Raw genomic sequence first — 23,802 nt, forward strand, 5'->3', positions numbered from 1 at the left:
CTACACTGCAGGCATTCGTCGTCGTTTCGTCCATCAGAGACGCGCATGCCGACTTCTTCCGACTCCCCGCACTTTATCGTCCGCCGCATGCGCCCAGGCGAGCCTCAACTCGCGATCGACTGGGCCGCGGCGGAAGGCTGGAATCCCGGCCTAGACGATGCTTCCACCTTCCACGCCGCTGATCCCGAAGGCTTCTTCATCGCCACGTTCGATGACGAGCCGATCGGCTGCATGTCTGCCGTCGCGTACGGCGAGTCGCTCGGTTTCATCGGCTTGTATATCGTGCGGCCGGAATGGCGTGGCAAGGGCTATGGCATGCAGTTGTGGCGCGCGGGCATGGCGTATCTGGGCACGCGCAATATCGCGCTGGACGGCGTGCTGGCGCAGCAGGCGAACTATCGCAAGTCGGGGTTCGTGCTCGCGCATCGGAATGTGCGCTATGAGGGTTTCGTGACGGGCGAGCATGACGGCGATTTAGTCGATGCACGCCGCGTTCCCTTCGACCGACTGCTCCAATTTGACACGCATCACTTCGCCGCGCCGCGCGAAACCTTCCTGCGCGCATGGCTCGATGCGCCCCATGCCAACGCACTCGCCGCCGTCGATGGCGACACGCTGCGCGGTTATGGCGTCATCCGCCGATGTCGCGAAGGCCGCAAGATCGGACCGCTTTTCGCGCAAGACCGGCGCGTGGCGCGTGCCTTGTTCCGCGCGCTGGTGGCGACATCGGATGAAGGCGGCAAAGTCGTGCTCGATGTGCCCGAATGCAATCCCGCCGCCGTCGCGCTCGCGGTCGAGCATGAGATGACGAGCGTGTTCGAAACGGCGCGTATGTTCACGCACGCTGCGCCCGTTATGCCGCTTGCCAATATCTTCGGCGTGACGAGCTTCGAACTTGGGTGAATGCGCTCGGTTTGCACGCTGTTTGCACGCGCAGGCGCACTCCGGTAACGTGTATCGCGCGTCCACTCACGTTCCCACGCCCATGAGCCACGACCACGACCACGATCATTCCCACTTGTCCGAGATGGATTTGCGCGTGCGCGCGCTCGAATCCTTGCTCGTCGAAAAAGGCTATATCGATCCGCAAGCGCTCGATGTGTTTATCGAAACGTACGAGCATCGCGTCGGGCCGCGCAATGGCGCGCGCGTCGTCGCGAAGGCGTGGAGCGATGCGGCGTATCGAAAATGGTTGCTGGAGGATGCGACGGCGGCGATTGCATCGCTCGGATATAGCGGACGGCAGGGCGAGCATATGGTCGCGCTCGAGAATACGGAGCAGGTGCATCACATGGTCGTGTGTACGCTGTGTTCGTGTTATCCGTGGTCGGTGCTGGGATTGCCGCCGGTGTGGTACAAGTCGGCGCCGTATCGCTCGCGCGCGGTGATCGATCCGCGTGGCGTGTTGAAGGACTTCGGCGTGAGCTTGCCCGAGCATGTCGAACTGCGTGTCTTCGATTCCACCGCCGAAATCCGCTATCTCGTCTTGCCGATGCGTCCCGCCAACACCGATCATCTCGATGAAGCCGCGCTCGCCGAACTCGTCACGCGCGATTCGATGATCGGTACAGGCCTCGCGCTTTCGCCTGCAACATCGCCGGAAGGAGCCGCATCATGAACGCCGCGCACGATATGGGCGGCATGCAGGCGTTCGGTCCCGTCGTGGCCGATGCCTGCGATGCACCCGGCGCGTCGCCCTTTCACGCCGAATGGGAACGCCTCGTCCTCGCCGTGACGCTCGCGATGGGCGCGACCGGGCGATGGAATATCGACACATCACGCGCGGCGCGCGAAAGTTTGCCGCCCGCGCAATATCTCGGCAGTACGTATTACGAAATCTGGTTCGAGGGATTGAAGAAGCTGATCGTGGCGAAGGGACTGGCAAGCGAGGCGGAAATCGCATCGGGCCGTTCGATCGATGCGCCATTGCCCAATGTACGCGTCCTGCGCGCCGCCGATGTGAGCGCCGCGTTGCTGCGCGGATCGCCGACTGAGCGCGTGTTAGAAGCGCCCGCGCGCTTCAACGTGAACGGTCGCGTGCGTGCCAAAGAGATGAATCCGCCGACGCACACGCGTCTGCCGCGTTATTGCCGTGGCAAAACGGGCAGCATGGTCGCGGTGCGCGGCGCGCACGTGTTCCCCGATACCAACGCGCTGGCGCAGGGCGAAGACCCGCGCTGGCTCTACACCGTCCGTTTCGATGCCACCGAACTGTGGGGCGCGGACACGAGCGCATCAGCGGTTTATGTGGATTGCTGGGAGCCGTATCTGGAGGCGGCCGATCAGGCATGACAACGCATTTGCACGAACTCCGCGAAGCCCTTCCCAACCTTCCATTCGATGAGGACGGTCCCGTTTTTCACGCGCCGTGGGAAGCGCAAGCCTTCGCCATGACGCTCGCGTTGTACGAGCGCGGCGTCTTCACGTGGCAGGAATGGGCGCACGCCTTGAGCGAAGCCATCCGCGACGCGCAGGCCGCAGGCGATCCCGATCACGGCGATACGTATTACGCGCACTGGCTGAGCGCGTTGGAGCGCATCAGCACGGAAAAGGGCTGCACGAGCGAGGAAAGGCTCAGGCAACGGCGTATCGAGTGGGATGAGGCGGCGCATCGTACGCCGCATGGTCAGCCGATCGAGCTTCGGCGCTCGCTTTCGGACGCGACGCTCGAGGCGTATCGCGGCGCGGTATATCGCATCTTTTTAGAAGGCGAAGCGCGTATCGATATGCGTATCGACGAACCGAACGAAGCGGTTATTGCGCTGCTAAAGCGCTATCACGCGACGAGCGCTGTATTCGTGACCGCGTACAACCCGTTCGGTGTCTTGTTCGATGAGGCAACGAACGAAGCCCGCCAACAGTCGCTGGCCAACGATCTTCTGAACGTGCCCGCGTTAAAAGGCATCGGATTCGATCCGAACGAAAACCCGCCGCATTCGGAAGCGAGCATTTTCGCGTTGAACGTATCGCGCGAGGCCGCTTGTGCGTTGATGCAAAAGTTCGAGCAGAATGCGGTGGTACTCGTGGATGAACGCGGCGTGCCCGAACTGCTGCTTCATCCGATCTATAGATGAACAGCAGCACAAGGAGCCTCATATGCCGTTCGTTCGAATCGATTTGATGCTTGGCAAGGACGCGACGTATCGCACGACTATCGGCGATGTTGTCTACGAGGCGATGCGCCGCACGCTCGACGTGCCGGAGAACGATCGCTTTCAGGTGATCGCGGAGCGGGGCGCGTCGGATTTCATTGTCGATCGCACGTATATGGGCATCGAGCGGACGGACGATTGCGTCGTGATTCAGATCACGCTCAACGAAGGCCGCGATGTCGCGAAGAAGAAAGCGTTCTACAAAGCCGTCGCCGATGGCCTGCACGAACGGCTGAAGCTGCGGCGCGAAGACGTGTTCATCAATCTGGTGGAAGTGAAGAAGGAAAACTGGTCGTTCGGCAACGGCGAGGCACAATACGCGCCTCAATAACGCCGGAGTTTCATTCTGAACCACGTCACGCCCATGCAGCTTCCGTCACACGCGCCCGACGATGTGCGCGTGTGGCTCGTAGAAATCGATTTCACTGCGCCGATGGATTGCGCCGTGCTGAACGAAGCGGAAATCGCCCGTGCGCGCCGCTATCTTCGTCCGGTCGATGCCACGCGTTTCGCCGCCGTGCGCGCAGCCTTGCGTCGCGTGCTCGCCGCCGAAGTGGACGAGGACGCGGCGAGTCTCGTCATCGAAACGGATGCGAATGGGCGTCCCGCGCTTGCGTTGAACCACGCGCCGGACTTCAACGTATCGCATTCGGGCGCGTTCGGCGCGATTGCGTTGTCGAGGAAACGTGCCGTGGGAATCGATATCGAAGAAGCACGTGCAAACCTGAACTGGCGCGAACTCACATCCGTCGTATTCGCGGATGCCGACACACGCGCCATCGAAGTCCTGCACGAAAACGCGCAACGTAACGCGTTCTTCGATTGCTGGACCGCAAAGGAAGCCGTGCTCAAGGCGCACGGCACCGGCATTGGTGCAGGCGCGATCCGCATGGACGCGTTTTCCGTGCTGCCGCGCGATGGCGAGCGTCACGCGTTATCAAAAGAAGCAGGCGCTTATGAAGTGGCCGTGCTCAAAGCACCCATGAATTACGCGGCCGCACTTTCATGGTCTCAAAGCGCCTCAATCTTCGCCAAATCCCGGTGCGTCAAATAAAGCCTTAAGTCGAATTCGATCTGATGGTACCCAGGCTGCATCAACTCGCACAGCCGATAGAACGCTTTGTTGTGATCGCTTTCCTTCAAATGTGCGAGTTCATGCACGACGATCATCCGTAGAAACTCCGGCGCCGTGTCCTTGAACAACGACGCGATACGTATCTCTTTCTTCGCCTTCAGCCGCCCGCCCTGCACGCGTGAAATCGCGGTATGCAGGCCGAGCGCGTGCCTCAGCACATCGAGCTTGCTGTCGTAAATCACCTTGTCGATGGAAGGCGCCACGCGCAGGAACTCGTTCTTCAGATCCGAGCAATACGAATACAGCGCGCGATCGGATTGCACCGCGTGCTTGTTGGGATAACGCGCATCGAGATACGAACCCAACTGCTGTTGAGCGATCAGACGGCGTACTTTGTCCTGCAACGCGTTGGGGTAAGCGCTGAGGTATTTCAGTTGTTGCATGACGGCGGTATTCGAAGTGTGTTCCATTGCACGATATGCGCGAATCCCGGCGCAAGAACCGGTTTCGCGCGCAACGATCTTCGAACCATTTTAGTCAACGCCGCGCCGGCTCGCCGATGATTGGCCACTACGCCGTGTTTCCACTCTCGCATTTCCGTAAGTTTATGTTTCCGCCTGCGCGATGCGGCAAGCCGCGTGCGAACATTCGCGCCTTCTTTCTTCAATGTGTTTGCAGGCAGGACTTCATGGCATCGGGCAAGGCGCATCACGCAACCGGATTTGCGGCAGGGATCATCGCGGCGGCGCTCGTCAGTGGAACGGGCGGTAATCATCTGGCGTGCGGTCTGGCGATGGTCGCGGCCATCGCGGGTGCAACCGCGCCGGACTGGCTCGAAGTGGCGTGGTGGAGCCGCGCGCGGCGCTTGTGGATCACGCATCGCACGTTGACGCACTGGGGCGTCGGCTGGGCCGCGATGTTAGCGGTATCGTGGCACTTTCTCGGCCGTGGCGGAGACTACGGAGCGGGCGCGGCGTTTGCGTTCGGTTTCGCCTGCGGCGGGCTGATACACCTGCTGGCCGATTGGCCTAATCCGCTGGGCGTGCCGTGGATACACGCGCGTCATTCGCTCAACCTCTGGACCAGCGGCCATTGCGATCTGATCGTAGTCGGCGCATCGTGGATCGCGGCGTTTTTCGTCGCGGACGATATCTGGTTTCATCATGCATATGGCCATATGCTGATGAATGCGCTGCGGACTCTGCACGCCTGAACATAGAATAAGCACTGTCATTTCATCAAACCGGAGAGGCCATTGAACCACCCGCTCAGGCGTTTCGTCTTCCTGCTGTGCGCATGCGTTGCACTTCTCACGCTCGATGGTTGCGCCGGTCTGTTCAATCGCGAAGACATGCGCGTGAACGTGGCGGGCATTGAGCCATTGGAAGGGCAAGGGCTCGAAATGCGTTTCGCGGTCAAGCTTCGTGTACAGAATCCAAACGACGCGCCCATCGACTATGACGGTGTCGCGCTCGATCTCGACCTCAATGGACGCGCCTTCGCCAGCGGCGTCAGCGACCAGCGCGGCAGCGTGCCGCGTTACGGCGAAACGCTCATTTCCGTGCCGGTGACCATTTCCGCGCTTTCCGTGGCGCGTCAGGCGCTCGGCTACGCCAGCGGCGATTCGGTCAGCAAAGTCTCCTACGCGGTACGCGGCAAGCTCGCGGGTGGCACATTTGGCGGCGCGCGGTTCTCTGGCTCCGGCGTGATCGACTTTCCGGGCGGGGCCGGCGCACTCGGCTACTAAAACCCGTTGTCGCGCGAGGTTCATCGCGATCGTTTAAGGTTTGATAGATTGCACTACGATTGTGCATTGCACCGTGGCTTCGCGGCGGCGAAGCGGCAACGCGGCGCATAATCATCGACAAACCAAGAGAACGCCGGAGACGCGGAGGACACCATGCTGGTCAAGAACGAAGCGCGGGTCGAACATCTCATCAACGATCTTCTCGAATTCGCGCGGCAGCGTTTGCCTGAGCCGTCCTTCAATCTGGTCGAACCCTTGCTGCGGCATTACTACGATCAGGTCGATGTCGAAGATATTGCCAGCCGCGACATAGCCGATCTCTACGGCGCGGCGATGGCGCACTGGCAGACCGCGCAGAAATTCGCGGGCGGGCGCGCGGTGCTGCGGGTCTACAACCCGAATCTCGAGCAGCACGGCTGGCATTCGGACCACACGGTCGTCGAGATCGTGAACAACGATATGCCGTTTCTCGTCGATTCCGTGTCGATGGAACTAAACCGGCTGGGTTTGGCGCTGCATTCCGTGATTCATCCGGTGTTTCGCGTGTGGCGCGCAGGCGCGCATTCCGGCGATATCCAACGCGTCTGCCAGGGCCACGCCGAAGCGGGCGATAAACAATCGGCGCTCGAATCGTTTATCCATTTCGAAGTGGATCGATGCAGCGAAGGCGACAAGCTCGAAGAAGTGCGCGCGAATATCGAACGCATTCTCGGCGATGTGCGCGCCGCCGTCGAAGACTGGCCGAAGTTGCTGGATTCCGCGCGCGTGGTGATCGGCGAAATGAAGGCGCGCGATACCAGCCCGGACGGTATCGAAGCGCGCGCGTTTCTCGAATGGATGGTGAATGACCATTTCACCTTCCTCGGCTGTCGCGATTTCGATCTCGTCGAGCACGAAGGACAACCCGCATTGCGCGGCGTGCCGGGTTCGGGCGCGGGCATCATGCGCGAAAGCCTGCGTCTGCCGACCGCCAACGATGTGACGCCGCTGCCGCCCGGCGCGGCCGCGATCATCGAAGGCAGCGCGCCGATCTTTTTGACCAAGGCAAATTCACGCGCGACGGTGCATCGGCCGGGTTATCTGGACTACGTGGGCGTGAAGCGTCTTTCGCCGGAAGGCAAGGTGATCGGCGAGCGGCGCTTTCTGGGGCTTTATACGTCTACCGCGTATCTCGTGCCCACGTCCGAAATTCCGATGGTGCGCCGCAAGTGCGCGAATATCGTGCGGCGCGCGGGCTTTCTGGAAAAAGGGCATCTGTCGAAATCGCTGATTACGGTGCTGGAGCAGTATCCGCGCGACGAGCTTTTTCAGGCCGATGAAGACGTGCTGTTCGATATCGCGCTGGGCGTGCTGCGTTTGCAGGAACATCAGCGCACGCGGCTTTTCGTCAGACGCGATCAGTTCGACCGCTTCGTGTCGTGTCTCGTGTTCGTGCCGCGCGACAAGTTCAATACCGATCTGCGCCGCCGCATTTCCAAAGTGCTGATGGAGGCGTTCAACGGCAAGAGCATCGAGTTCACGCCGCTGTTGTCGGAGTCGCCGCTGGCGCGCATTCATATTGTCGTGCGGGCGGATCGCGGCACTATGCCGGACGTCGATACGCGCGAACTCGAAACGCGCGTGGTGCAGGTCGCGCGCCGCTGGCAAGACGATCTCGCCGATGCGCTGATCGACAGTCACGGCGAGGAAGAAGGCAATCGCCTGCTTCAGCGTTATGCGGATTCGTTTCCCGCGGGCTATCGCGAGGACTATCCGGCGCGAACCGCGGTGCGCGATATCGAACTGATCGAGGCCACGCATACGGGCGCGGGCGGCATCGCGATGAGTCTGTATCGTCCGATCGAAGCGGGCATCGATACGAAGAAGCGCGCGTTTCGCTTCAAGGTGTATCGCGTGGGCGATCCGATTGCGCTCTCGCACAGTTTGCCGATGCTGGAGCATCTCGGCGTCCGCGTGGACGAGGAGCGGCCGTATCTGATCGAACCGACCGGCGCGCCGAACGCGTGGATTCACGATTTCGGCCTGGAATTGCAGGACGACGTGGAGTTCGATGTCGATCGCGTGAAGCCGCTGTTCGAGAACGCGTTCGCCAGCGTCTGGGCGGGTGAAACGGAGAACGACGACTTCAATCGCCTCGTGCTGCGCGCACAATTCGGCGCGCGCGATGTGACGATCATGCGCGCCTACGCGAAGTATCTGCGCCAAGTCGGTTCCACGTTCAGCGATGCGTATATCGAACGCGCGCTGACGGGCAATCCGAAGATCGCGAAAAAGTTCGTCGAACTATTTATGGTGCGTTTCGATCCGGCGCGCGGTGCGTCGATCGAAGACCGCGAGAAGGCGGCGGAACGCGTGCTGGCGGATATCGAAGGCGCGCTCGATCAAGTGCCGAATCTCGACGAAGACCGCATTTTGCGGCAGTTTCTCGGCGTCATCATGGCGACGCTGCGCACCAACCATTTCCGGCGCGATGCCAACGGCCAGCCGCGTCCGTATCTGTCGTTCAAGCTCGATCCGTCGAAAGTGCCGGGTTTGCCCGAGCCGAAACCGCTGTTCGAAATCTGGGTCTACGCGCCGCGCGTGGAAGGCGTGCATTTGCGCGGCGGACGGGTGGCGCGCGGCGGTTTGCGCTGGTCGGATCGGCGCGAAGATTTCCGCACCGAAGTGCTTGGCCTGATGAAAGCGCAGATGGTGAAGAACACGGTGATCGTGCCGGTTGGATCGAAGGGCGGTTTCGTTGTGAAGAATCCGCCGCCGATTACGGATCGCGAAGCGTTTCTGACCGAAGGCGTCGCGTGTTATCAGATGTTCCTGCGCGGCTTGCTCGATGTCACCGACAACCGCACGCCGAACGGCATCGTGCCGCCGCCCGACGTAGTGCGTCACGATAACGACGATCCTTATCTCGTCGTCGCCGCCGACAAAGGCACGGCCACGTTCTCCGATTACGCCAACGCCATTTCGCAGGACTACGGCTTCTGGCTCGACGATGCCTTCGCGTCCGGCGGCTCGGTCGGCTACGACCACAAGAAAATGGGCATCACCGCGCGCGGCGCGTGGGAGTCCGTCAAGCGGCATTTTCGCGAGATGAATATCGATACGCAAACGACCGACTTTACCGTGGTCGGCGTAGGCGATATGTCCGGCGATGTGTTCGGCAACGGCATGCTGTTATCGCGTCATATCAAACTGCTGGCCGCGTTCGATCATCGTCATATCTTTCTCGATCCGACGCCGGATACCGCAAGCAGTTTTGCCGAACGCGAGCGCATGTTCGCGCTGCCGCGTTCGAGTTGGGCCGACTACGATTTATCGCTGATTTCGGAAGGCGGCGGCGTGTATCCGCGCACAGCCAAGACCATTCCGATCTCGCCGCAAGTGCAGAAAGCGCTGGGAATCACATCATCGATTCTTGCGCCGAACGAACTGGTGCGCGCGATTTTGCTGGCCGAAGCCGATCTGCTTTATAACGGCGGCATCGGCACGTATGTGAAGGCGACCAGCGAAACGCATGCGCAAGTGGGCGACAAGACCAATGATTCCCTGCGCGTGAACGGCGCGGAATTGCGCGTAAAAGTGGTCGGTGAGGGCGGCAATCTCGGGTGCACGCAATTGGGGCGCATCGAGTTTTCGCAGCATGGCGGGCGCATCAATACGGATGCAATCGATAATTCGGCGGGCGTCGATTGTTCGGATCACGAGGTCAATATCAAGATTCTGCTCGGCCTCGTGGTCGCGGATGGCGAGATGACCGAGAAGCAACGCAACGCGCTGCTCGCCGAAATGACCGATGAAGTGGGCCTGCTCGTGCTGAAGGACAACTACGCGCAGACGCAGGCGCTGTCGATCGCCAAGCGCAATGTCGCCGAAACGCTCGATGCCGAAGCGCGCATGATGCGCTATCTCGAACGCGCGGGACGGCTGAAGCGCCGCATCGAATTCCTGCCTTCGGACGATGAAATCGCCGAGCGCGCCGCCGCGAAGCAAGGGCTGACGTCGCCGGAACGCGCGGTGCTGCTGGCCTACGGCAAGATGTGGCTGTACGACGAACTGCTCGAATCCGATGTGCCGGAAGATCCGCTCGTCGCCGACATGTTGCCCGATTACTTTCCGAAGCCATTGCAAAGCCGTTATGGTGCGACCATGCAGCGACATCCGCTGAAGCGCGAAATTCTCGCCACGCATCTGACTAATGCGCTGGTGAATCGCACGGGCACGACCTTCGTGCATCGTCTGATGGAAGAGACGGATGCGCGTCCGAGCGAGATCGTGCGCGCCTCGCTGATGTCGCGCGATGTGTTCGATCTCGACGATCTCTGGCGCAATATCGATGCACTCGACAACCTCGTCGCCGATGAAGTGCAGGCGCGCATGTTCGTCGATGTCGTGCGTCTGCTCGACGATACGGCGCTGTGGTTCCTGGGCCATCTCAAGCACAACAAGCAGGACGCGAAGGGCCTGCTCGCGCGATGCCGCGAAGCGGCGCAACGGCTCGCGCCACAATTGCCGGCGTTGTTGCCCTCCGCGCAATTGGATGCGTGGTACGGGCGTCGGCGTGAGTTGGAAGAAGCGGGCGTGGAAAGCACGCTGGCGGCGCGTGTCGCCAGCGGGGATATCGCCACGGCCGTGCTGGATAGCGCCGAAGTGGCAGCGTGCTCGGAGCGCAGTCTGGAGCTTGTCGCGAGCGTGTACTTCGGTATCGGCACGGAGCTGGATTATGGCGGCATCGCCGAACGGGCGATGGCGCTGCCCATTTCCACGCACTGGGACTTGCTCGCGCGCGCCGCCGCGATGGAAGAATTCGCGCGCCTGAAACGTGCGTTGACGGTGAGCGCGCTCGAACAATCGCGGGGCATCGATGCACCGGATGTGATCGTCGAAAGCTGGCGCGCGAAACACGCCGAGGCGATCGAACGTTACACCCGCCTGCTTACTGAACTGCGTGCAAGCGGCGGCGCGAGTCTGTCGATGTTGCTCGTCGTGGTGCGTGAAATGGCGGCTCTCGAACGCGCTTAGCGGCGTTTCTTTCTACGCGTGGTCGTCGGCTTCGGCGGAGTCAGGGCAGCCGTCCAGAAGTCGACGGCCTGCTTCTGACTGCGCTTGACCGCCGTCGATGCCTGTCTCTTCGCCGCAGCCGTTGCATGGCCGCGCGCCGATCCTGCTATCGCGTTCGCGCCCGACAGCCACATGCTGAGGAACGGGTTTTTCTTGGTCCAGGGATTTTTCATTTCGAGCCTTTTCGTGCGATTGAGCGTTGCAAGGACGGACGCAGAACGTGTGCCTGACTGCTTCGTTCTGCAAAAATAAACCGTCGTTCGTTGCATGAATCGAAACGCCAAAAGCGTGCACGAATGCTCGTTGTCACCCGCATGTCATGCGTTCGAATGTGCCGCAATCCGCAGGCGATTGTGCACGCGCATTCGGTTTACAAAGTGTTCTGCACCGCATACCATTTCGCTCACTCGGCGTATCAGTCGATTCGACCGGGTTCGCTTTTTATCGCCTGATGTGTGCGTAATTTCGTCATAGGGCTAAGCGATTTCCGCTGCTTGAGCGTCATGTCGATCTAACAACGATGGCAAATACGGAACTCGCGGCGAACGCGTCAACGGTGTGCGTTGACATCATCGCCCCGCGATTCCTTGAACGGCACATGCTCTCGTGGGTTCGCGCCGCGCGAGAGACTGACAGGAGCACGGGGTCATGGCTATCGTGCATGCCACTGCGGCCTTCGGGGCCGTGCTGATCGGGTTGACGCTCGCGCCCTTCGGACGGCGCAAACGCGCGCAGGCCGCGCGCGGCGAAGGCATGCTGGCCGAACCGTCCTTACCATCCGTGCGTTCCATCGTGCTCGATTCGTGGCGGCATATGCGCGGCCGCGCGCCAGTATCGTCCATAAACGAAGTCAACGAGGACCGCGCTTCCTTGCGCGAGACGCTGGAGCGTCTGCCACTCGCGATGTTGACAATCGAAGCGAATGGAATTATCGGTTTTGCCAATGCGTCGGCTGGACGCTTGTTTGGTTATGCGCGTCATGAATTGCTCGGGGCATCGGCGGATATGGTCGTGCCCGGCGTGCGCGCGGCGTCCGAGAAAGCGACGCTCTATGCGTGCCGCAAAGATCGATCACGCTTTCTCGCCGATGTCACGCTAAACACGATCGACGGTCCCGCGACGCTGGCCGTCGTGATCGACAGAACGGAGCGCGACGAGCTTCAGCGCAATCGTCAGGAACTTGCGCATCTCACGCGTGTGTCGATGCTCGGGGAACTGGCGGCATCGCTTGCGCATGAGTTGAATCAGCCGCTGACCGCCATTCTCAGCAACGCGCAGGCCGCGCAACGTTTCATGAATCGCGATCCGATCGATCTCGACGAAGTGCGCGAAATTCTCGGCGATCTCGTGGCGGACAACAATCGCGCGAGCGAGATTTTGCGGCGCATTCGCGCGTTGGTGAAGAAGGGCGAACTGGAACGTGCGCCGGTGTCGATTGCAAGCGTAATCGGCGACGTCGCGCTGCTCGTGCATAGCGATGCCATCGTGCGCGGCATTCGCGTGGTGCTCGACGTCGATCCGCAGTTGCCGTTCGTGCGTGGCGACAAGATTCAGTTGCAGCAAGTGCTGCTGAATCTGCTGCTCAATGCCTTCGACGCGATGAACGACAGCACGGCGCGCGTGGCGGTTGTATCGGCCATGCGTGAAGAGGGTACGGATATGGTTCGCGTCTCGGTGCGCGACGAAGGACACGGTTTGCCGCCCGCGCTCGCGGATCAGCTTTTCCGGCCGTTCTGCACATCAAAACGCGATGGCCTGGGCCTCGGTTTATCGATCAGCCGCACGATTGTGGAGATGCACGGCGGGCGCATCTGGGCACAGAACAACGCGGAGCGCGGCGCAACCTTCAGCTTCACTTTGCCGATGGAGACTGCATCGTGAGTCCCAGCGTTTTTATCATCGACGATGACCACGGCGTGCGGCGCGCGCTGGCGCGGCTGATCGGCGCGGCGGGGTATCGCGTGGAAGTGTTCGTGTCGGCGCAGGCGTTTCTCGATGCTTCCATCGATATGCCGAATATTCCGGCATGCTTAGTACTCGATGTGATGATGCCCGACTTAAGCGGCCTCGAATTACAGCGCGCATTGAACGATACACACGAGACCTTGCCGATCATCTTCATTACCGGACACGGCGATATTCCAATGACCGTGAGCGCGATGAAAGCGGGCGCAACCGACTTTCTCGCCAAACCCGTGAACGATACCGCGCTGCTTCGAGCTATCGGCGCGGCTTTGGAACGTTCGTCACACGCGCTAGCCAGCCGCAGCGAATTCGACTCGATCCAGCGCCGCCTCGATCGTCTGACGCCGCGTGAACGCGAAGTCATGGTGTTGGTGGTCAGCGGCCTGCTCAACAAGCAAGTCGCGGATGAACTCGGCACGGTCGAGAAGACCATCAAGGTGCATCGCGCGCGCGTGATGGAGAAGATGGAAGCGCACTCGTTCGCGGAACTCGTGCGCTTGTCGGACAGAGCCAGGATTCGTTCGACTACGCTTAATTAGCGCTCAATTAGTGCGTATAGCCGTTCTGGTTGGCGACATCGCCGTGGTAATGCTCGTACGCCTGATGGCTGCTTTCCTGCTGAGCATGTTGCTCGTTTTGATGACCATGCTCGTGGTCGTTGCGCGCATGCTTGTCATAGCCGTGCTCATGATGCTTGTACTCATCATGATGCTGTTCGTTCTCATGCTTGTGATGATGCTTGTCGCCTTCGTGATGCGAATCGGCGAATGCGCTCGCCGACAGGCAGGCAATGAACAGCGCGGCGAGAAACTTGATTTTCATGATGGCAATCCTTGTCAGAAACGTGCAAGCCGATTTGGCTCGCGACACTCCGACAACGTTGCCCATCAGGCACAGTTGACCGCCGACATGGCGATGTAAGCATGTTCAACACTAAGTGCCAGATTTGCCAGTCAATTGATCAAACCGGTTTGATCAATCAGCCATCCGAACTAATTAACTGCGATCCAGCCGATACCGTGGCACATCGTCGCGTGCTTCGTCATAGACGAGCTTGCTGGTTTCGCTGCTGAGATGTTCGCGCAACACGCGCAGAAACTTCGGTTCCACCGCCAGCCGCAATCGATCGAACCGATGCTGCACACGGCTGCGCTCCAGAAAATCCGCGACGGATTGCGCGAAGGTATCACTCTCTTGCGGCATACGTGCCAGCGGATTCTTGAGATCCTCGACCTGCTGCAGATCGACCTTCAACCCATGTGTCTCGAAGATCCGCGCGCGGCTGCCGTCGGCGGCGAGAACCCAGGTGATGGCGGTCATGACGCTCCTCCTTGGCGCGTCAACCGAGGCGCGCGCACCCGATATTGTGCGCTCAATTCCGGCATCTAAACTTCGTGGAAACGCGTAGGGTCTGTTCACATATAAACGGCCATGCGTTGCCCCTTTGCAGGGCAACCCTTCGGGAACACCCGAACTCGGCCGCATGGCGGCGTCGCGCGTCGCTTGTTTGGCTAGCCAAACGGCGCTCCTTACTCCTTGCCCTGTGCCCCGTAGGAAACCCCCTTGGGGGGCGGCCGATTTCGGGCGTTCGCATGGCCGTTTATATGTGAACAGACCCTAGTTTTCGCGTTCGAAACACATGCCGCGATGCTGCATCGCGGCATCGGATGACTTAGGTTTCGCTCCACATGCGCAGAAGGTTGTGATAGCAGCCAACGAGCGTGCGCTTGGCGGCTTCATCGCCATTGGTAGCGTTCAGGCGCTGGATGGAATTGTCGAGATCGAAGAGCAGGGCGCGTTGGGCATCGTCGCGAACGAGGCTTTGCGCCCAGAAGAAACTCGCTATGCGCGCGCCGCGCGTCACCGGTTTCACCTGATGCAGACTCATCGCCGGATACACGATTGCATGGCCCGCAGGCAGCTTTACTTCCTGCACGCCGTAGGTATCTTCGATCACGAGTTCGCCGCCATCGTAAGTTTCGGGCGGCGACAAAAACAGCGTAACGGACACGTCCGTGCGCACGCGCGCGCCGTGACCGGGCACGATACGAATCGCGCCATCGACATGACTGCCGAAGTGCATGCCGCCTTCATAGCGATTGAACAGCGGCGGATAGACCCGATTCGGCAGCACCGCGCTGATAAACAGCGGATGCCGCTCCAGCGCGCCGACGATCATATCGCCGAATTCGTGCGCGATCGGCGAGCCTTCCGCGATCTGCATATTGCGCTTGACCGGCGCGCCCTGATAGCCGGCGGTGGCGCGGCCATCGACCCATGCGTCGCTCGATTCCAGGCGCGCGCGCATGGTGGCGGCGTCTTCGGGGCTCAGCACGTTCGGTATCGAGAGGATCATGATTTTTATCGAGTGAGACCTGCCGCGCGCCGCAAGAAACACGCGGCGCGCGTGCTTCACGGCATCAACGGAAGCGGTAGTTCAGGGTTGCCAGGAACGTGCGGCCAAGACCCGGCACCGCGCGTCCGCCATCGGACGGAATCAGGGCGTCGTAGTACTTCTTGTCCGTCAGATTCTGGATATTGAACTGGATATCGTAGCGCTTCTGATGATACGCGGCCATCGCGTCCCAGCGCACGTAACCGCCGACCGAGACCAGATTATTGTTTGCCGCATAACGCGAGGACACATACGACGGCCCGCCGCCAAGCTGCCATTCGGGCGTGAAGTCGTACGTAGTCCAAAGCGTGAACATATGATGCGGCGTGTTCGCAAGCTGATTGCCCTGCGTGCCGTCACGTGCGTTCAGAATCGTGCTGTCCATGTACGTATAGCCGCCGAACATCTGCCATTGTTTGGTGATGTGGCCCGCCACGCCCAACTGATAACCGCGCACGCGCACGTCGCCATCGAGCACGTAATCGCCGGTGGAAGTCTGCGTGCGCGCGTTCGTCTTTTCGATGTTAAAGAGCGATTGCGTCACCGAAAGCCCGCCGTTCAGCAGATCCCACTTCGATCCGATTTCATACGACTTGTTATGTTCCGGCGGCAGATTCTGCTGGCCGTTGGTGAGCGTGAGCGCTTCCAGCGACGGATTGAACGACGTGCCATACGATACGTAGTACGACTGCCAATCGGTCGGCTCCCACACCACGCCCGTACGCACGCTGGTGAAGTAATTGGTCTGCGTGGCGTAACCCGGCACGTTGATCGAGTTATGAATCGCCGCTTCATAGCGATCCCAGCGCACGCCGCCGATCCACTTCCAATGCTCGCCGAGCGAGATCGTATCGTTCAAATAGAGACCGACGCCATTGGCGCTCGACTCCGCCAGATTGGTCGCCACCTCACGATAATTCGCCGGGCGCGGCACATAGGACGGATTCACCAGCGGCACGATCGCCAGCGTGTTCGACGGCAGCCCCGGCGTGGTCGCGGTGAAGCTCTGGTTGCTGTACGTCTCGTGGCTCAGATCGACGCCCGCAAGCATGTCATGCTTGAGGATGCCGGTCGCGAACTTGCCGGTCACTTCGGTTGTGTTGTACACCGAATGATCGTTGATATTGCGATCCTTGCCTTGCAGCCGCACGAACAGCGAAGACAGCGGCAACGTCGTGTAATTGCCGTTCGACAGCGCAGGCGACGAACCCAGCGGCCCGGTCAGCACGGCCGCTGCGTTGGTTTCGCGCGCTTCGGTGCTGTAGTGGCTGAACTGCGTCTGATTGCGCAGCGTGAACATATCGTCGAAACGATGTTCGATGCGCGCGTTCACCGTCTGCACGTCCTGAATCGTGCGGTCGTCGGTGAAGCCGTAGAACGTTTTTGTATCGACGGGAGCGGGGTGGCCGTTGAGCGGCGGAATGCCGTAATTGACCATGTCGCGGTTGTGCTGGATCAGCGCGGACAGCGTGACCTGCGTCGGCGTGCCGATGCCGAACTTCACTTCCGGCGCGACGCCGTAGTCCTTGTTGACCATCTCGTCGCGCGTCGAGCCCATCGACTGGCCGAACGCGTTGATACGGAACGCGGAGGTATCCGTCATCGGCTGATCGATATCGACCGTGGTGCGGTATCGGTCGTGCGTGCCGGCCTGCAAGGAGAGATCGGCGCGCGGCTTGAGCGTCGGCTGCTTGCTGACCTGATTGATCACGCCGCCCGTCGATCCGCGCCCGAAATACAGCGACGACGGGCCATACAGCACGTCGATCGATTCGAGATTGAAGGTATCGCGATAGTACTGGCCGCGGTCGCGGAAGCTATCGAGATAAATGTCCGTACGCGCCGTGAAGCCGCGCAGGTTGATGTTGTTGCCGATCTGACCGCCTTCGGCCGCGCCGAGCGTCACGCCCGGCACGTTGCGCAGCGCGTCCGAGAAGGAGCTGACGCCTTGCGATTGGATCAGCGCTTTCGGCACCACGACCACGGCCTGCGGAATGTCGCGCAGTTGAGCGGGCACTTTGGTGACGCTGGTGGTATCGGCCTGGAAGTCTTGCGATTCGGCGGTGCCCGTCACCTTGACGGCGGGCAGCGTGGCCGCGTCAGGCGCAGATGCCGATGATGCGGGTGCTGCAGAGGTTGGCGATGCGGCTTGCGGTGCGGTCTGGGCATACAGCGGTGCGGCCATCGGCACTGCGGCAATCGTGACCAATGCCGCAGCAAGCGGCGTTTTCCTCAACATGTCGTCATTCCCCGGTACTTGTTAGTGGATGCCACAGGCAGAGAAACGGGTTTTCGTCTGCCGAATAAAGCGGACGATGCCGGCGGAAATTCTTGCGGCGTCGTCCGGGAGGCGCATGTTCATCGCGGGCGCGCGCATAGGAGCGGGCTATCGAAACGATGAACTAAATGCGAAGCAGTATCATTACACGTGAAAGTAATAATTTGAAATAGACATTTCAAAATTCGGGGGCTTTTGCCTTTCGCGTGACGTGGACGCAACGCAAAAATGAGTAAAAGATGCGGATTCGTGCGAAAGGTGTTATTGACGGATTCGATTCCGAATCTGAGCGATTCAGCGGAACCTCAATGTGGGCGGGACTTTGCAGCGGATTGAATGCGAACGCACTGCAGACAAAAAGTGGCGGATCGACTTTATGCGCGAAACCTAAGTGTAATTATTTGATTGGTTTTCGTAATATTTTGCTAAGTGGCGCGCGTTTAATTCGACGCGCGCTCACGGCTAAATGTTGTCAATTTGACAACGATAAATACGGCGAGCTAAAAGCCTGCGGCGGGAAAATCGGCTGCGCGCCGGCGGAGCGCGTAAAGCTGTATCGAACATAAACGGCGGCCAGCCATTCGCGATACTGGTACGCGTTGCCAAACGAAGCCGTTGCGCCGAACGCGAGTTGCGGCGCGAGTTGATACTCGCCCGTCGCGCTGAGCGAATACGACACGCCGGTCTTGCTCTGCGACGGATACACCGCTTTCGCGTCCGGCGCGAGATTCAGGCTGGCGTAAAACTGTTGGTAACCGGACTCCGTCGGAAAGTAGTTTGACGCGTCCTGGCGGTAATGCTGCACGCCGATCGAACCTTTGAGGTCGTACGTGAACAGTCCCGTCCGTCCCGCATACTCGACCGGAAAGTTCAGGATCACGTACTGTTGCGGGCTGAAATAGCCGCCTTGTCCGTACGTGAAATAGGACAGGTTCTTGTCGTAGTGCATCAGCGTGGTATTCGCGCCGACGGTGAGCGTCTGATCGGCGTCCTTGAGAATGCGCGTATAGATGCCGCCGCCGCCCTTGACGGCATTGTTCGTTGCGACGTTTTTGCCGTCGAGGAACTGGTAGGACGCGTTCACATAAACGCCGCTCGTGCCGTCGTCCCAGCCGAGATCGGCACGTGCGCCGCTCGATGTGACGCCGCCCCACTCGAGGCCGACGGTGCCGTCGCGCGCGCCGGCATACGACAACAGGCTATCGGTGACCGCGCGGCGGGCGATCGCAAGCGAGTACGACACCTTATCGGTGATGGCGTTCTGATACTGCAAGCCGCCGACGACGTTGGTTTCGCGGAATCCCAACGGCGTGCTGCCGACATCGCCCTTGAAGTTGCGGTTTTCGTAGCCGACCGCAAGGCCGACGCCGGTCGCGGTCTGCGAGCCGTAGCTCAGGCCAAGCCGGGCAGCGGGCGCGCCGAGGCCCGCGCCAAAGCGCGCCTGCGCGTTCGGGTCGGAACTGGCGGTGCCCGCATCGAGCGTAACGGGCGTGGCGCGCACGATGATATGGCCGTTGCCCGCCTTGATGCGGCCTTCGATCGGCGCTTCGATATCGGTGAGATTCGAGAGGCCGTCTTCGCCGTCGCGGCTGCGGAAGATCACGCCGCCCGAGATCGTGCTCGACTGCTCGCGATTGATCGCCGCGAGTTCTTCGGCGACGCCTGCGGTTTGCGAATTGGCGATGGGCGCGGGCATGCCCGCAGCGCCGATCGACGCGGCCGTGGCGGCGCGTTGAACGCCGGTTTGCTGCGCGGGATAGTAGGGCTGCGCGTAGCCTTGGGGCGGTTGCGGCACGTAGGGCTGCGGCGCGTACTGTTGATATTGCGGCTGTTGGTATTGCGCGTACTGCTGCTGTTGCGGCGGATAGGCCGGATAAGCAGGCTGCTGAGCATACGGATTCGCAGCAGGCACATTCCCTCGCGATGCAGACGCCGTCCGCTTCGCCTTCGAAGGCGCTACCGGAGCAGGCGCATACGCATTCGATTGCGCATCGCGCGCGGCGGGCGACATCGGCCAGGGCGAGCTATTGTAGGGATCCTGAGCGGTTGGATAAGGTGCGGGCTGCTGCGGATACGCCTGTTGCGGATAGGCGTCCTGCGGCGCGTACATAGTCGAATTCGCATCCTGTCCCGGATACGGCTGCAAAGGCGCGCCCGACTGCGCCGACCCATAAGCATCGCCGCCATATCCGCCACCGCCCGCCGATTGCGGCGCGACATACGGCAGGGAAACGGGCGCAGACGGCGCGACGTAAGGCACCACATAAGGCGCGACGTAGGAAGAAGGCTGAGCAGGCGGCAGATAATTCGGCACGGGTTGCGAGTAGTTCTGTGAAGAAGCCGGGCGCGTTCCCGGCAAACCGACGGAGCCGGACGCAAGCGGCGAGGTGGCCGTATCGACGGCGGTCTTGCCTTCAAACGGATTGGTGCCGGGCAGCGGCATCGAACCGATACGGTTCATCGCGCTTTGCCAGTCGCGCGGCACCTTGCTGTTTTGCTGCGCCATCGCGGCGCTCGGCGCAGGCGTGTTCGCCGCGAGCAGCGAGCGTTGCAAAAACTGCGCGGCGAGATCGAGCTTTCCTTCCGCGCGATACATCCGCCCGATCGCGGCGAGCACGCCCGGATCGTTCGGCGATGTTTCGTAGGCCTGATTAGCCAGCGACTCCGCGTATTTGAAATCGCGCACGCCGGTGGCGGCGGACATCGCGGCTGTCTGCAACGCGACATCATCGGGACGGCGATTGAGCGCGGTTTTGTAGCACGACAAAGCATTGCGATCATCGCCCGCCGATGTGTACATGCGGCCCAGTGCGGCTTGCAGATCGGCGTTATCGGGCATCGCGGCGAGCCACGGCGAGATCACGTCGTACGCGCCCGCGAGATCGCCTCGCTGACGCACCGCATCGGCCTGACGGATCACGATTCCGATATTCAGATTGTCGAAGTCCGCGCGCTGCTGCGTGGTCATTTGCGTGGCCGACAAGCGGCGCATCACCGAGCCCAATTCGGCGTTCTGATTCGTCGCCGACAGAATGCCCGCGTATTGCAGCATCAGTCCGGTATCGTTCGGTGCCTGCGCGATTGCACCGCGCACCAGCGCCAACGCCCGCGCCGGATCGCCCGCCTTCACATACGCCGATGCCACCGCGCCCGTGAGTTCCGCGTTACCCGCCGCGACCGGCTCCGCGCGACGCAAAATTGCGTAGGCCTGCTGAGTTTGTCCGGAAGCGGCAGTACGCGTCGCCAGTTCCGCTTGCTGCTGCACCCATAAGCGATGCTGAAGTGCCGTCATGGCAGGCGTGCGCTGCGCGGCCGGAATGCGATCGAGTTGCGCAAGACCCGCCGACCAGTCCTTCGTTTCAGCGGAAAGCAGCGCGCTTGCATAAAGCGCATCGGTCATATCGGGATGCGTGGCGAGCAGGCCGTCCATCATGCTGCGCGCATTGCCGACCGCGCCCTGGCGCACATAAATGCGCGCGAGATCGAGCCGCAGCCACGGATCGTCGGGATTGTTGAGCAGCGCGTCTTCGAAGAGACTGCGCGCCGCGCCGAGATCGCCACGAGCCTCGGCAGCGCGGGCCTGCGCCGCCTGAGCCTCGCCACGCAACTTGTTGATGCCGCCGGCCTTCGCCTGCTGCTCCGCGTTCAGCCGATTGGCGAATTCGAGCGCTTCGTCGCCGCGTCCTTGCGCGGCCAGCGCGCCGACGAGACCGCGAATGGCATCGGGATTATCGGCCTGCCGACGCAGCGCCATCCGATACGCCTGCTCCGCGCCGCGCGGATCGTGATTTGCGAGCAGCATCTCGCCGAGCAGCGTCTGCGCGGTGACATCGGATGGATTGACGGCGATGGCGCGCTCGAACAGCGCCTTCGCCTGCGCGATCTGCCCGTTGCTGCGTGCGCCGATGGCATCGCTCGTATAGGTCCAGTAGGTCGCGCTCGTCAGCGCGTCTTTCCAGCGCGCCGGATTGCCCGCACGCGATGCGCGTTCGAGATAGTTACGCGCTTCCGAAAAGCGTTCCTGTTTCAGTGCGACGACGCCGAGACCGCCGAGCGCATCGGCATCGTTAGGATTGCTGGCGAGTACGGATGAGAAGCGCGCCTGTGCCGCCACCAGATCGCCGCGATCCACAGCGTTGAAACCTTCCGCGACGGTGCGGCCGCGCGCATCGACGGCGGCGTCGGCTTGCGAGCGTTCGCGGGCGGATTTGTCTTGCTGCACCATCGAATCGAAGCGGGCTTTGACAGCGGCATCGTCGGGCGATGTTTGTAAGTACGCCTGATATAACGGCGCATCCGATGCGCGCGCGCCGAGCCACAACAACGCCTGCCGCCAGCTTTTCTTGGCCGCAGCGCCGACGGTGTTGTCGTTCGCCAGCTTCGCCAATCGGTCGATACCGTCGCGGCGCGTGGTATCGCGATACGTAAGATGTTGCGCGTAGGCGAGTGCGTAACGCGGATCGTCCGGATTCTGACGCGCGAGTTGTTCGAGACCGCGACGCGCTTCGTCCCAGCCTTGCGGCGTGGCGGCGAGCGCCTGGTAATACTCGAGCTGCAATTCCGGTGTCGAAGGCTTGCCATCGATCGCACGCTTGTATTCCTGCACCGCCGATGCGCTTTGTCCGCTTTGGGCGAGACGGCGCGCGTCGTTCACGGTTTGATCGCGCGCGCTGGTTTCGCCGAGCCTGCGGCCGAGTTCATCGATATTCGGATAGTTCGGCGCGACCTGCCGCAATTGCGCGAGATACTGCTGCGCGCCGCTGCCGTCTTTGCGATCCGCGAGCACCATGCCCATGCCATACAGCGCATCCGGCTGCTTCGGATTGATACGGAGTACTTTCTGCCACGCTTGCTCAGCAAGACCGCCGCGCTTGTGCGCCTGCCAGTATTTGCCCTGATCGATCAGCACTTGCAGCGGATCGGCGCTCGGGGTTTGTGCCAAGGCCACCATCGGCGCGAGCGAAATCAACGCCGCGATCACGCGCATTCGAGTCCGGATCAGCATGCGCTTCTCCAGTTCGGCACGAGCCGGCCGTTATCGTCGAATCTGAATTTTCCTTCGATAAAACCGCCGCCGAACAGTCCGAGCACGCGGTCGTAATAGACCGGTTCGCGCGCGGCGTTCGGCGTGTTCAGCGCATCGAGATGCGTGCGGGCGAGGCCGAGTCCGCGTTCATCGTTCAGCGACTTGAAGTAGGGTGCAAGCGCGGCCCAATACGAAATCGGGCCTTCGCCGCTGACCGCGCCGGATATCGTCGATACCTTTTCGGGCGGATAGCCATTCTGCGCGACGCTCTGGCGCATGCCGCCGAGCGCATCAAGCCAGCCGCGTGCGAGCGGATCGTTCATCGAGGTCATGCCGGCCCAGAGATAGACACGGATTGCATCGTAGCTGCCGATATCGCCGTTCTTCGGATCGACCACAAACTGGCCGCCTTTATACGCGACCCAATCCGGCGAATAGCCGCGCGGCGCGGTGATTTTCACCATGCGTTCGGCGCTTTGCGCGAGCTTCGCCCACGGACCATCGGGCATTTCATGCGCGAGTGCGCGCAGCAACGGCAGCGGCAAATAGCTCGGATTCAGACGCGTGACGTCGCCGATGCGGAAGCCTTGCGGACCGGGCAGCAACATCGGGCCGAGTCCGGGAAGATCGACCATTTCCTGTTTGATGATCTGCGTCGCCAGCGCATACGCGAGCTTCGTGTACGACGGCTCTTTCCACAAACGTCCCGCCTGAAACAGATCGTAAGCAATCCAAAGGTCTGCATCCGATGCCGAATTCGCATCCATCACGCCAAACGATCCATCCGGCTTTTTGCCCCATTGCCATGCGGGCAAACGCAGGTTGGTCGAATCGAACTGATTGGCGGAGAGATTCGCGCGCGACCAGTTCAGCATACGGTCGAAACTCGCGCGATCGTTTGCCACCAATGCGAAGAACATGCCGTAGGACTGGCCTTCGGACGTGGTCTGCTGCGCCTCGGTGGAACGATCGACCACGCGGCCATCGGCTTGTACCACGCGTTCGATAAACAAGCGGTAAGCAGGCCAGTCGCATTGCGCGGCCTGCACATTCAGACTGACCGCGGTGGCGGCGAGAACGGCTCCGGAAAACATCATGGCGGTCGATGC

General features: G+C 61.2%; 19 protein-coding genes. 11 read left to right on the plus strand and 8 right to left on the minus strand.

Annotated elements, in window-relative coordinates; translation table 11 throughout:
* The first annotated feature begins 45 nt into the window (after nucleotides 1-45).
* The 6 genes from P7F28_RS13720 to P7F28_RS13745 all read left to right on the plus strand — a co-directional run bounded on the left by P7F28_RS13720 (nucleotide 46) and on the right by P7F28_RS13745 (nucleotide 4,206).
* On the plus strand, nucleotides 46-903 hold the full coding sequence (locus P7F28_RS13720) for a GNAT family N-acetyltransferase (protein WP_277185056.1): 858 nt from the start codon (nucleotides 46-48) through the stop codon (nucleotides 901-903).
* Between the two features lie 82 nt (nucleotides 904-985).
* Nucleotides 986-1,618, plus strand: a complete 633-nt coding sequence (gene nthA / locus P7F28_RS13725; protein ID WP_277185057.1) for a nitrile hydratase subunit alpha — start codon at nucleotides 986-988, stop codon at nucleotides 1,616-1,618.
* The gene (gene nthB / locus P7F28_RS13730; protein ID WP_277185058.1) at nucleotides 1,615-2,292 is read left to right on the plus strand and encodes a nitrile hydratase subunit beta; all 678 of its coding nucleotides are present in this window, start codon (nucleotides 1,615-1,617) and stop codon (nucleotides 2,290-2,292) included. The genes nthA and nthB overlap by 4 nt, the downstream gene beginning before the upstream one ends.
* A complete protein-coding gene (locus P7F28_RS13735; RefSeq protein WP_277185059.1) occupies nucleotides 2,289-3,074 on the plus strand; it encodes a nitrile hydratase accessory protein in 786 nt (261 codons plus the stop codon). Before nthB ends, P7F28_RS13735 begins: the two co-directional genes overlap by 4 nt.
* Nucleotides 3,075-3,096: 22 nt before the next feature.
* The gene (locus tag P7F28_RS13740; RefSeq protein ID WP_277185060.1) at nucleotides 3,097-3,483 is read left to right on the plus strand and encodes a tautomerase family protein; all 387 of its coding nucleotides are present in this window, start codon (nucleotides 3,097-3,099) and stop codon (nucleotides 3,481-3,483) included.
* Between the two features lie 33 nt (nucleotides 3,484-3,516).
* Nucleotides 3,517-4,206 carry a 4'-phosphopantetheinyl transferase superfamily protein gene (locus P7F28_RS13745; protein ID WP_277185061.1) on the plus strand — a complete coding sequence of 230 codons (690 nt, stop codon included), beginning with the start codon at nucleotides 3,517-3,519 and terminating at the stop codon, nucleotides 4,204-4,206.
* Here the strand turns inward: P7F28_RS13745 and P7F28_RS13750 are convergent.
* Nucleotides 4,164-4,670 (minus strand): M48 family metallopeptidase, encoded by a 507-nt coding sequence (locus P7F28_RS13750; protein WP_277185062.1) that lies wholly within the window; start codon nucleotides 4,668-4,670, stop codon nucleotides 4,164-4,166. The two genes, P7F28_RS13745 and P7F28_RS13750, sit on opposite strands and share 43 nt — an antisense overlap.
* Before the next feature lie 245 nt (nucleotides 4,671-4,915).
* On the opposite strand from P7F28_RS13750, the gene P7F28_RS13755 reads away from it, so the two are divergent.
* From P7F28_RS13755 to P7F28_RS13765, 3 genes are all read left to right on the plus strand, one after another.
* On the plus strand, nucleotides 4,916-5,440 hold the full coding sequence (locus tag P7F28_RS13755; protein ID WP_277185063.1) for a metal-dependent hydrolase: 525 nt from the start codon (nucleotides 4,916-4,918) through the stop codon (nucleotides 5,438-5,440).
* A gap of 72 nt (nucleotides 5,441-5,512) precedes the next feature.
* The gene (locus P7F28_RS13760; RefSeq protein WP_370467318.1) at nucleotides 5,513-5,974 is read left to right on the plus strand and encodes an LEA type 2 family protein; all 462 of its coding nucleotides are present in this window, start codon (nucleotides 5,513-5,515) and stop codon (nucleotides 5,972-5,974) included.
* Nucleotides 5,975-6,127: 153 nt separating this feature from the next.
* Nucleotides 6,128-10,990, plus strand: a complete 4,863-nt coding sequence (locus P7F28_RS13765; protein ID WP_277185064.1) for an NAD-glutamate dehydrogenase — start codon at nucleotides 6,128-6,130, stop codon at nucleotides 10,988-10,990.
* On the opposite strand, the gene P7F28_RS13770 is transcribed toward P7F28_RS13765, so the two are convergent.
* Nucleotides 10,987-11,202, minus strand: a complete 216-nt coding sequence (locus P7F28_RS13770) for a hypothetical protein (protein ID WP_277185065.1) — start codon at nucleotides 11,200-11,202, stop codon at nucleotides 10,987-10,989. The two genes, P7F28_RS13765 and P7F28_RS13770, sit on opposite strands and share 4 nt — an antisense overlap.
* A gap of 475 nt (nucleotides 11,203-11,677) precedes the next feature.
* Between P7F28_RS13770 and P7F28_RS13775 the strand changes: the two genes are divergently transcribed.
* Together P7F28_RS13775 and P7F28_RS13780 are read left to right on the plus strand one after the other, a co-directional pair.
* Complete coding sequence (locus P7F28_RS13775; RefSeq protein WP_277185066.1) at nucleotides 11,678-12,910, plus strand: nitrogen regulation protein NR(II); 1,233 nt, start codon at nucleotides 11,678-11,680, stop codon at nucleotides 12,908-12,910.
* A complete protein-coding gene (locus P7F28_RS13780) occupies nucleotides 12,907-13,533 on the plus strand; it encodes a response regulator (protein ID WP_277185067.1) in 627 nt (208 codons plus the stop codon). The genes P7F28_RS13775 and P7F28_RS13780 overlap by 4 nt, the downstream gene beginning before the upstream one ends.
* A gap of 7 nt (nucleotides 13,534-13,540) precedes the next feature.
* On the opposite strand, the gene P7F28_RS13785 is transcribed toward P7F28_RS13780, so the two are convergent.
* The 6 genes from P7F28_RS13785 to bcsZ form a co-directional block, all read right to left on the minus strand.
* Nucleotides 13,541-13,816, minus strand: a complete 276-nt coding sequence (locus P7F28_RS13785; protein WP_277185068.1) for a hypothetical protein — start codon at nucleotides 13,814-13,816, stop codon at nucleotides 13,541-13,543.
* Nucleotides 13,817-13,990: 174 nt separating this feature from the next.
* Nucleotides 13,991-14,314: a host attachment protein gene (locus P7F28_RS13790; protein ID WP_277185069.1), complete on the minus strand. Its 324-nt coding sequence runs from the start codon at nucleotides 14,312-14,314 to the stop codon at nucleotides 13,991-13,993.
* 352 nt (nucleotides 14,315-14,666) lie between these two features.
* Nucleotides 14,667-15,350 carry a Fe2+-dependent dioxygenase gene (locus P7F28_RS13795; protein ID WP_277185070.1) on the minus strand — a complete coding sequence of 228 codons (684 nt, stop codon included), beginning with the start codon at nucleotides 15,348-15,350 and terminating at the stop codon, nucleotides 14,667-14,669.
* 64 nt (nucleotides 15,351-15,414) lie between these two features.
* Nucleotides 15,415-17,628 carry a TonB-dependent siderophore receptor gene (locus tag P7F28_RS13800; RefSeq protein WP_277185071.1) on the minus strand — a complete coding sequence of 738 codons (2,214 nt, stop codon included), beginning with the start codon at nucleotides 17,626-17,628 and terminating at the stop codon, nucleotides 15,415-15,417.
* A 511-nt stretch (nucleotides 17,629-18,139) separates the two neighbouring features.
* Nucleotides 18,140-22,672, minus strand: a complete 4,533-nt coding sequence (locus P7F28_RS13805) for a cellulose synthase subunit BcsC-related outer membrane protein (protein ID WP_277185072.1) — start codon at nucleotides 22,670-22,672, stop codon at nucleotides 18,140-18,142.
* The gene (gene bcsZ, locus P7F28_RS13810) at nucleotides 22,666-23,790 is read right to left on the minus strand and encodes a cellulose synthase complex periplasmic endoglucanase BcsZ (RefSeq protein WP_370467319.1); all 1,125 of its coding nucleotides are present in this window, start codon (nucleotides 23,788-23,790) and stop codon (nucleotides 22,666-22,668) included. The genes P7F28_RS13805 and bcsZ overlap by 7 nt, the downstream gene beginning before the upstream one ends.
* Between the last annotated feature and the right edge of the window lie 12 nt (nucleotides 23,791-23,802).

Source organism: Caballeronia sp. BR00000012568055 (assembly GCF_029439455.1).
Lineage (GTDB): Bacteria > Pseudomonadota > Gammaproteobacteria > Burkholderiales > Burkholderiaceae > Caballeronia.

Bases quoted from the DNA above. Each gene is read 5' to 3' on its own strand.
- P7F28_RS13720 (WP_277185056.1), top strand. From the start codon at position 46: ATGCCGACTTCTTCCGACTCCCCGCACTTTATCGTCCGCCGCATGCGC.
- nthA (WP_277185057.1), top strand. From the start codon at position 986: ATGAGCCACGACCACGACCACGATCATTCCCACTTGTCCGAGATGGAT.
- nthB (WP_277185058.1), top strand. From the start codon at position 1,615: ATGAACGCCGCGCACGATATGGGCGGCATGCAGGCGTTCGGTCCCGTC.
- P7F28_RS13735 (WP_277185059.1), top strand. From the start codon at position 2,289: ATGACAACGCATTTGCACGAACTCCGCGAAGCCCTTCCCAACCTTCCA.
- P7F28_RS13740 (WP_277185060.1), top strand. From the start codon at position 3,097: ATGCCGTTCGTTCGAATCGATTTGATGCTTGGCAAGGACGCGACGTAT.
- P7F28_RS13745 (WP_277185061.1), top strand. From the start codon at position 3,517: ATGCAGCTTCCGTCACACGCGCCCGACGATGTGCGCGTGTGGCTCGTA.
- P7F28_RS13750 (WP_277185062.1), bottom strand. From the start codon at position 4,670: ATGCAACAACTGAAATACCTCAGCGCTTACCCCAACGCGTTGCAGGAC.
- P7F28_RS13755 (WP_277185063.1), top strand. From the start codon at position 4,916: ATGGCATCGGGCAAGGCGCATCACGCAACCGGATTTGCGGCAGGGATC.
- P7F28_RS13765 (WP_277185064.1), top strand. From the start codon at position 6,128: ATGCTGGTCAAGAACGAAGCGCGGGTCGAACATCTCATCAACGATCTT.
- P7F28_RS13770 (WP_277185065.1), bottom strand. From the start codon at position 11,202: ATGAAAAATCCCTGGACCAAGAAAAACCCGTTCCTCAGCATGTGGCTG.
- P7F28_RS13775 (WP_277185066.1), top strand. From the start codon at position 11,678: ATGGCTATCGTGCATGCCACTGCGGCCTTCGGGGCCGTGCTGATCGGG.
- P7F28_RS13785 (WP_277185068.1), bottom strand. From the start codon at position 13,816: ATGAAAATCAAGTTTCTCGCCGCGCTGTTCATTGCCTGCCTGTCGGCG.
- P7F28_RS13790 (WP_277185069.1), bottom strand. From the start codon at position 14,314: ATGACCGCCATCACCTGGGTTCTCGCCGCCGACGGCAGCCGCGCGCGG.
- P7F28_RS13795 (WP_277185070.1), bottom strand. From the start codon at position 15,350: ATGATCCTCTCGATACCGAACGTGCTGAGCCCCGAAGACGCCGCCACC.
- P7F28_RS13800 (WP_277185071.1), bottom strand. From the start codon at position 17,628: ATGTTGAGGAAAACGCCGCTTGCTGCGGCATTGGTCACGATTGCCGCA.
- P7F28_RS13805 (WP_277185072.1), bottom strand. From the start codon at position 22,672: ATGCTGATCCGGACTCGAATGCGCGTGATCGCGGCGTTGATTTCGCTC.
- bcsZ (WP_370467319.1), bottom strand. From the start codon at position 23,790: ATGATGTTTTCCGGAGCCGTTCTCGCCGCCACCGCGGTCAGTCTGAAT.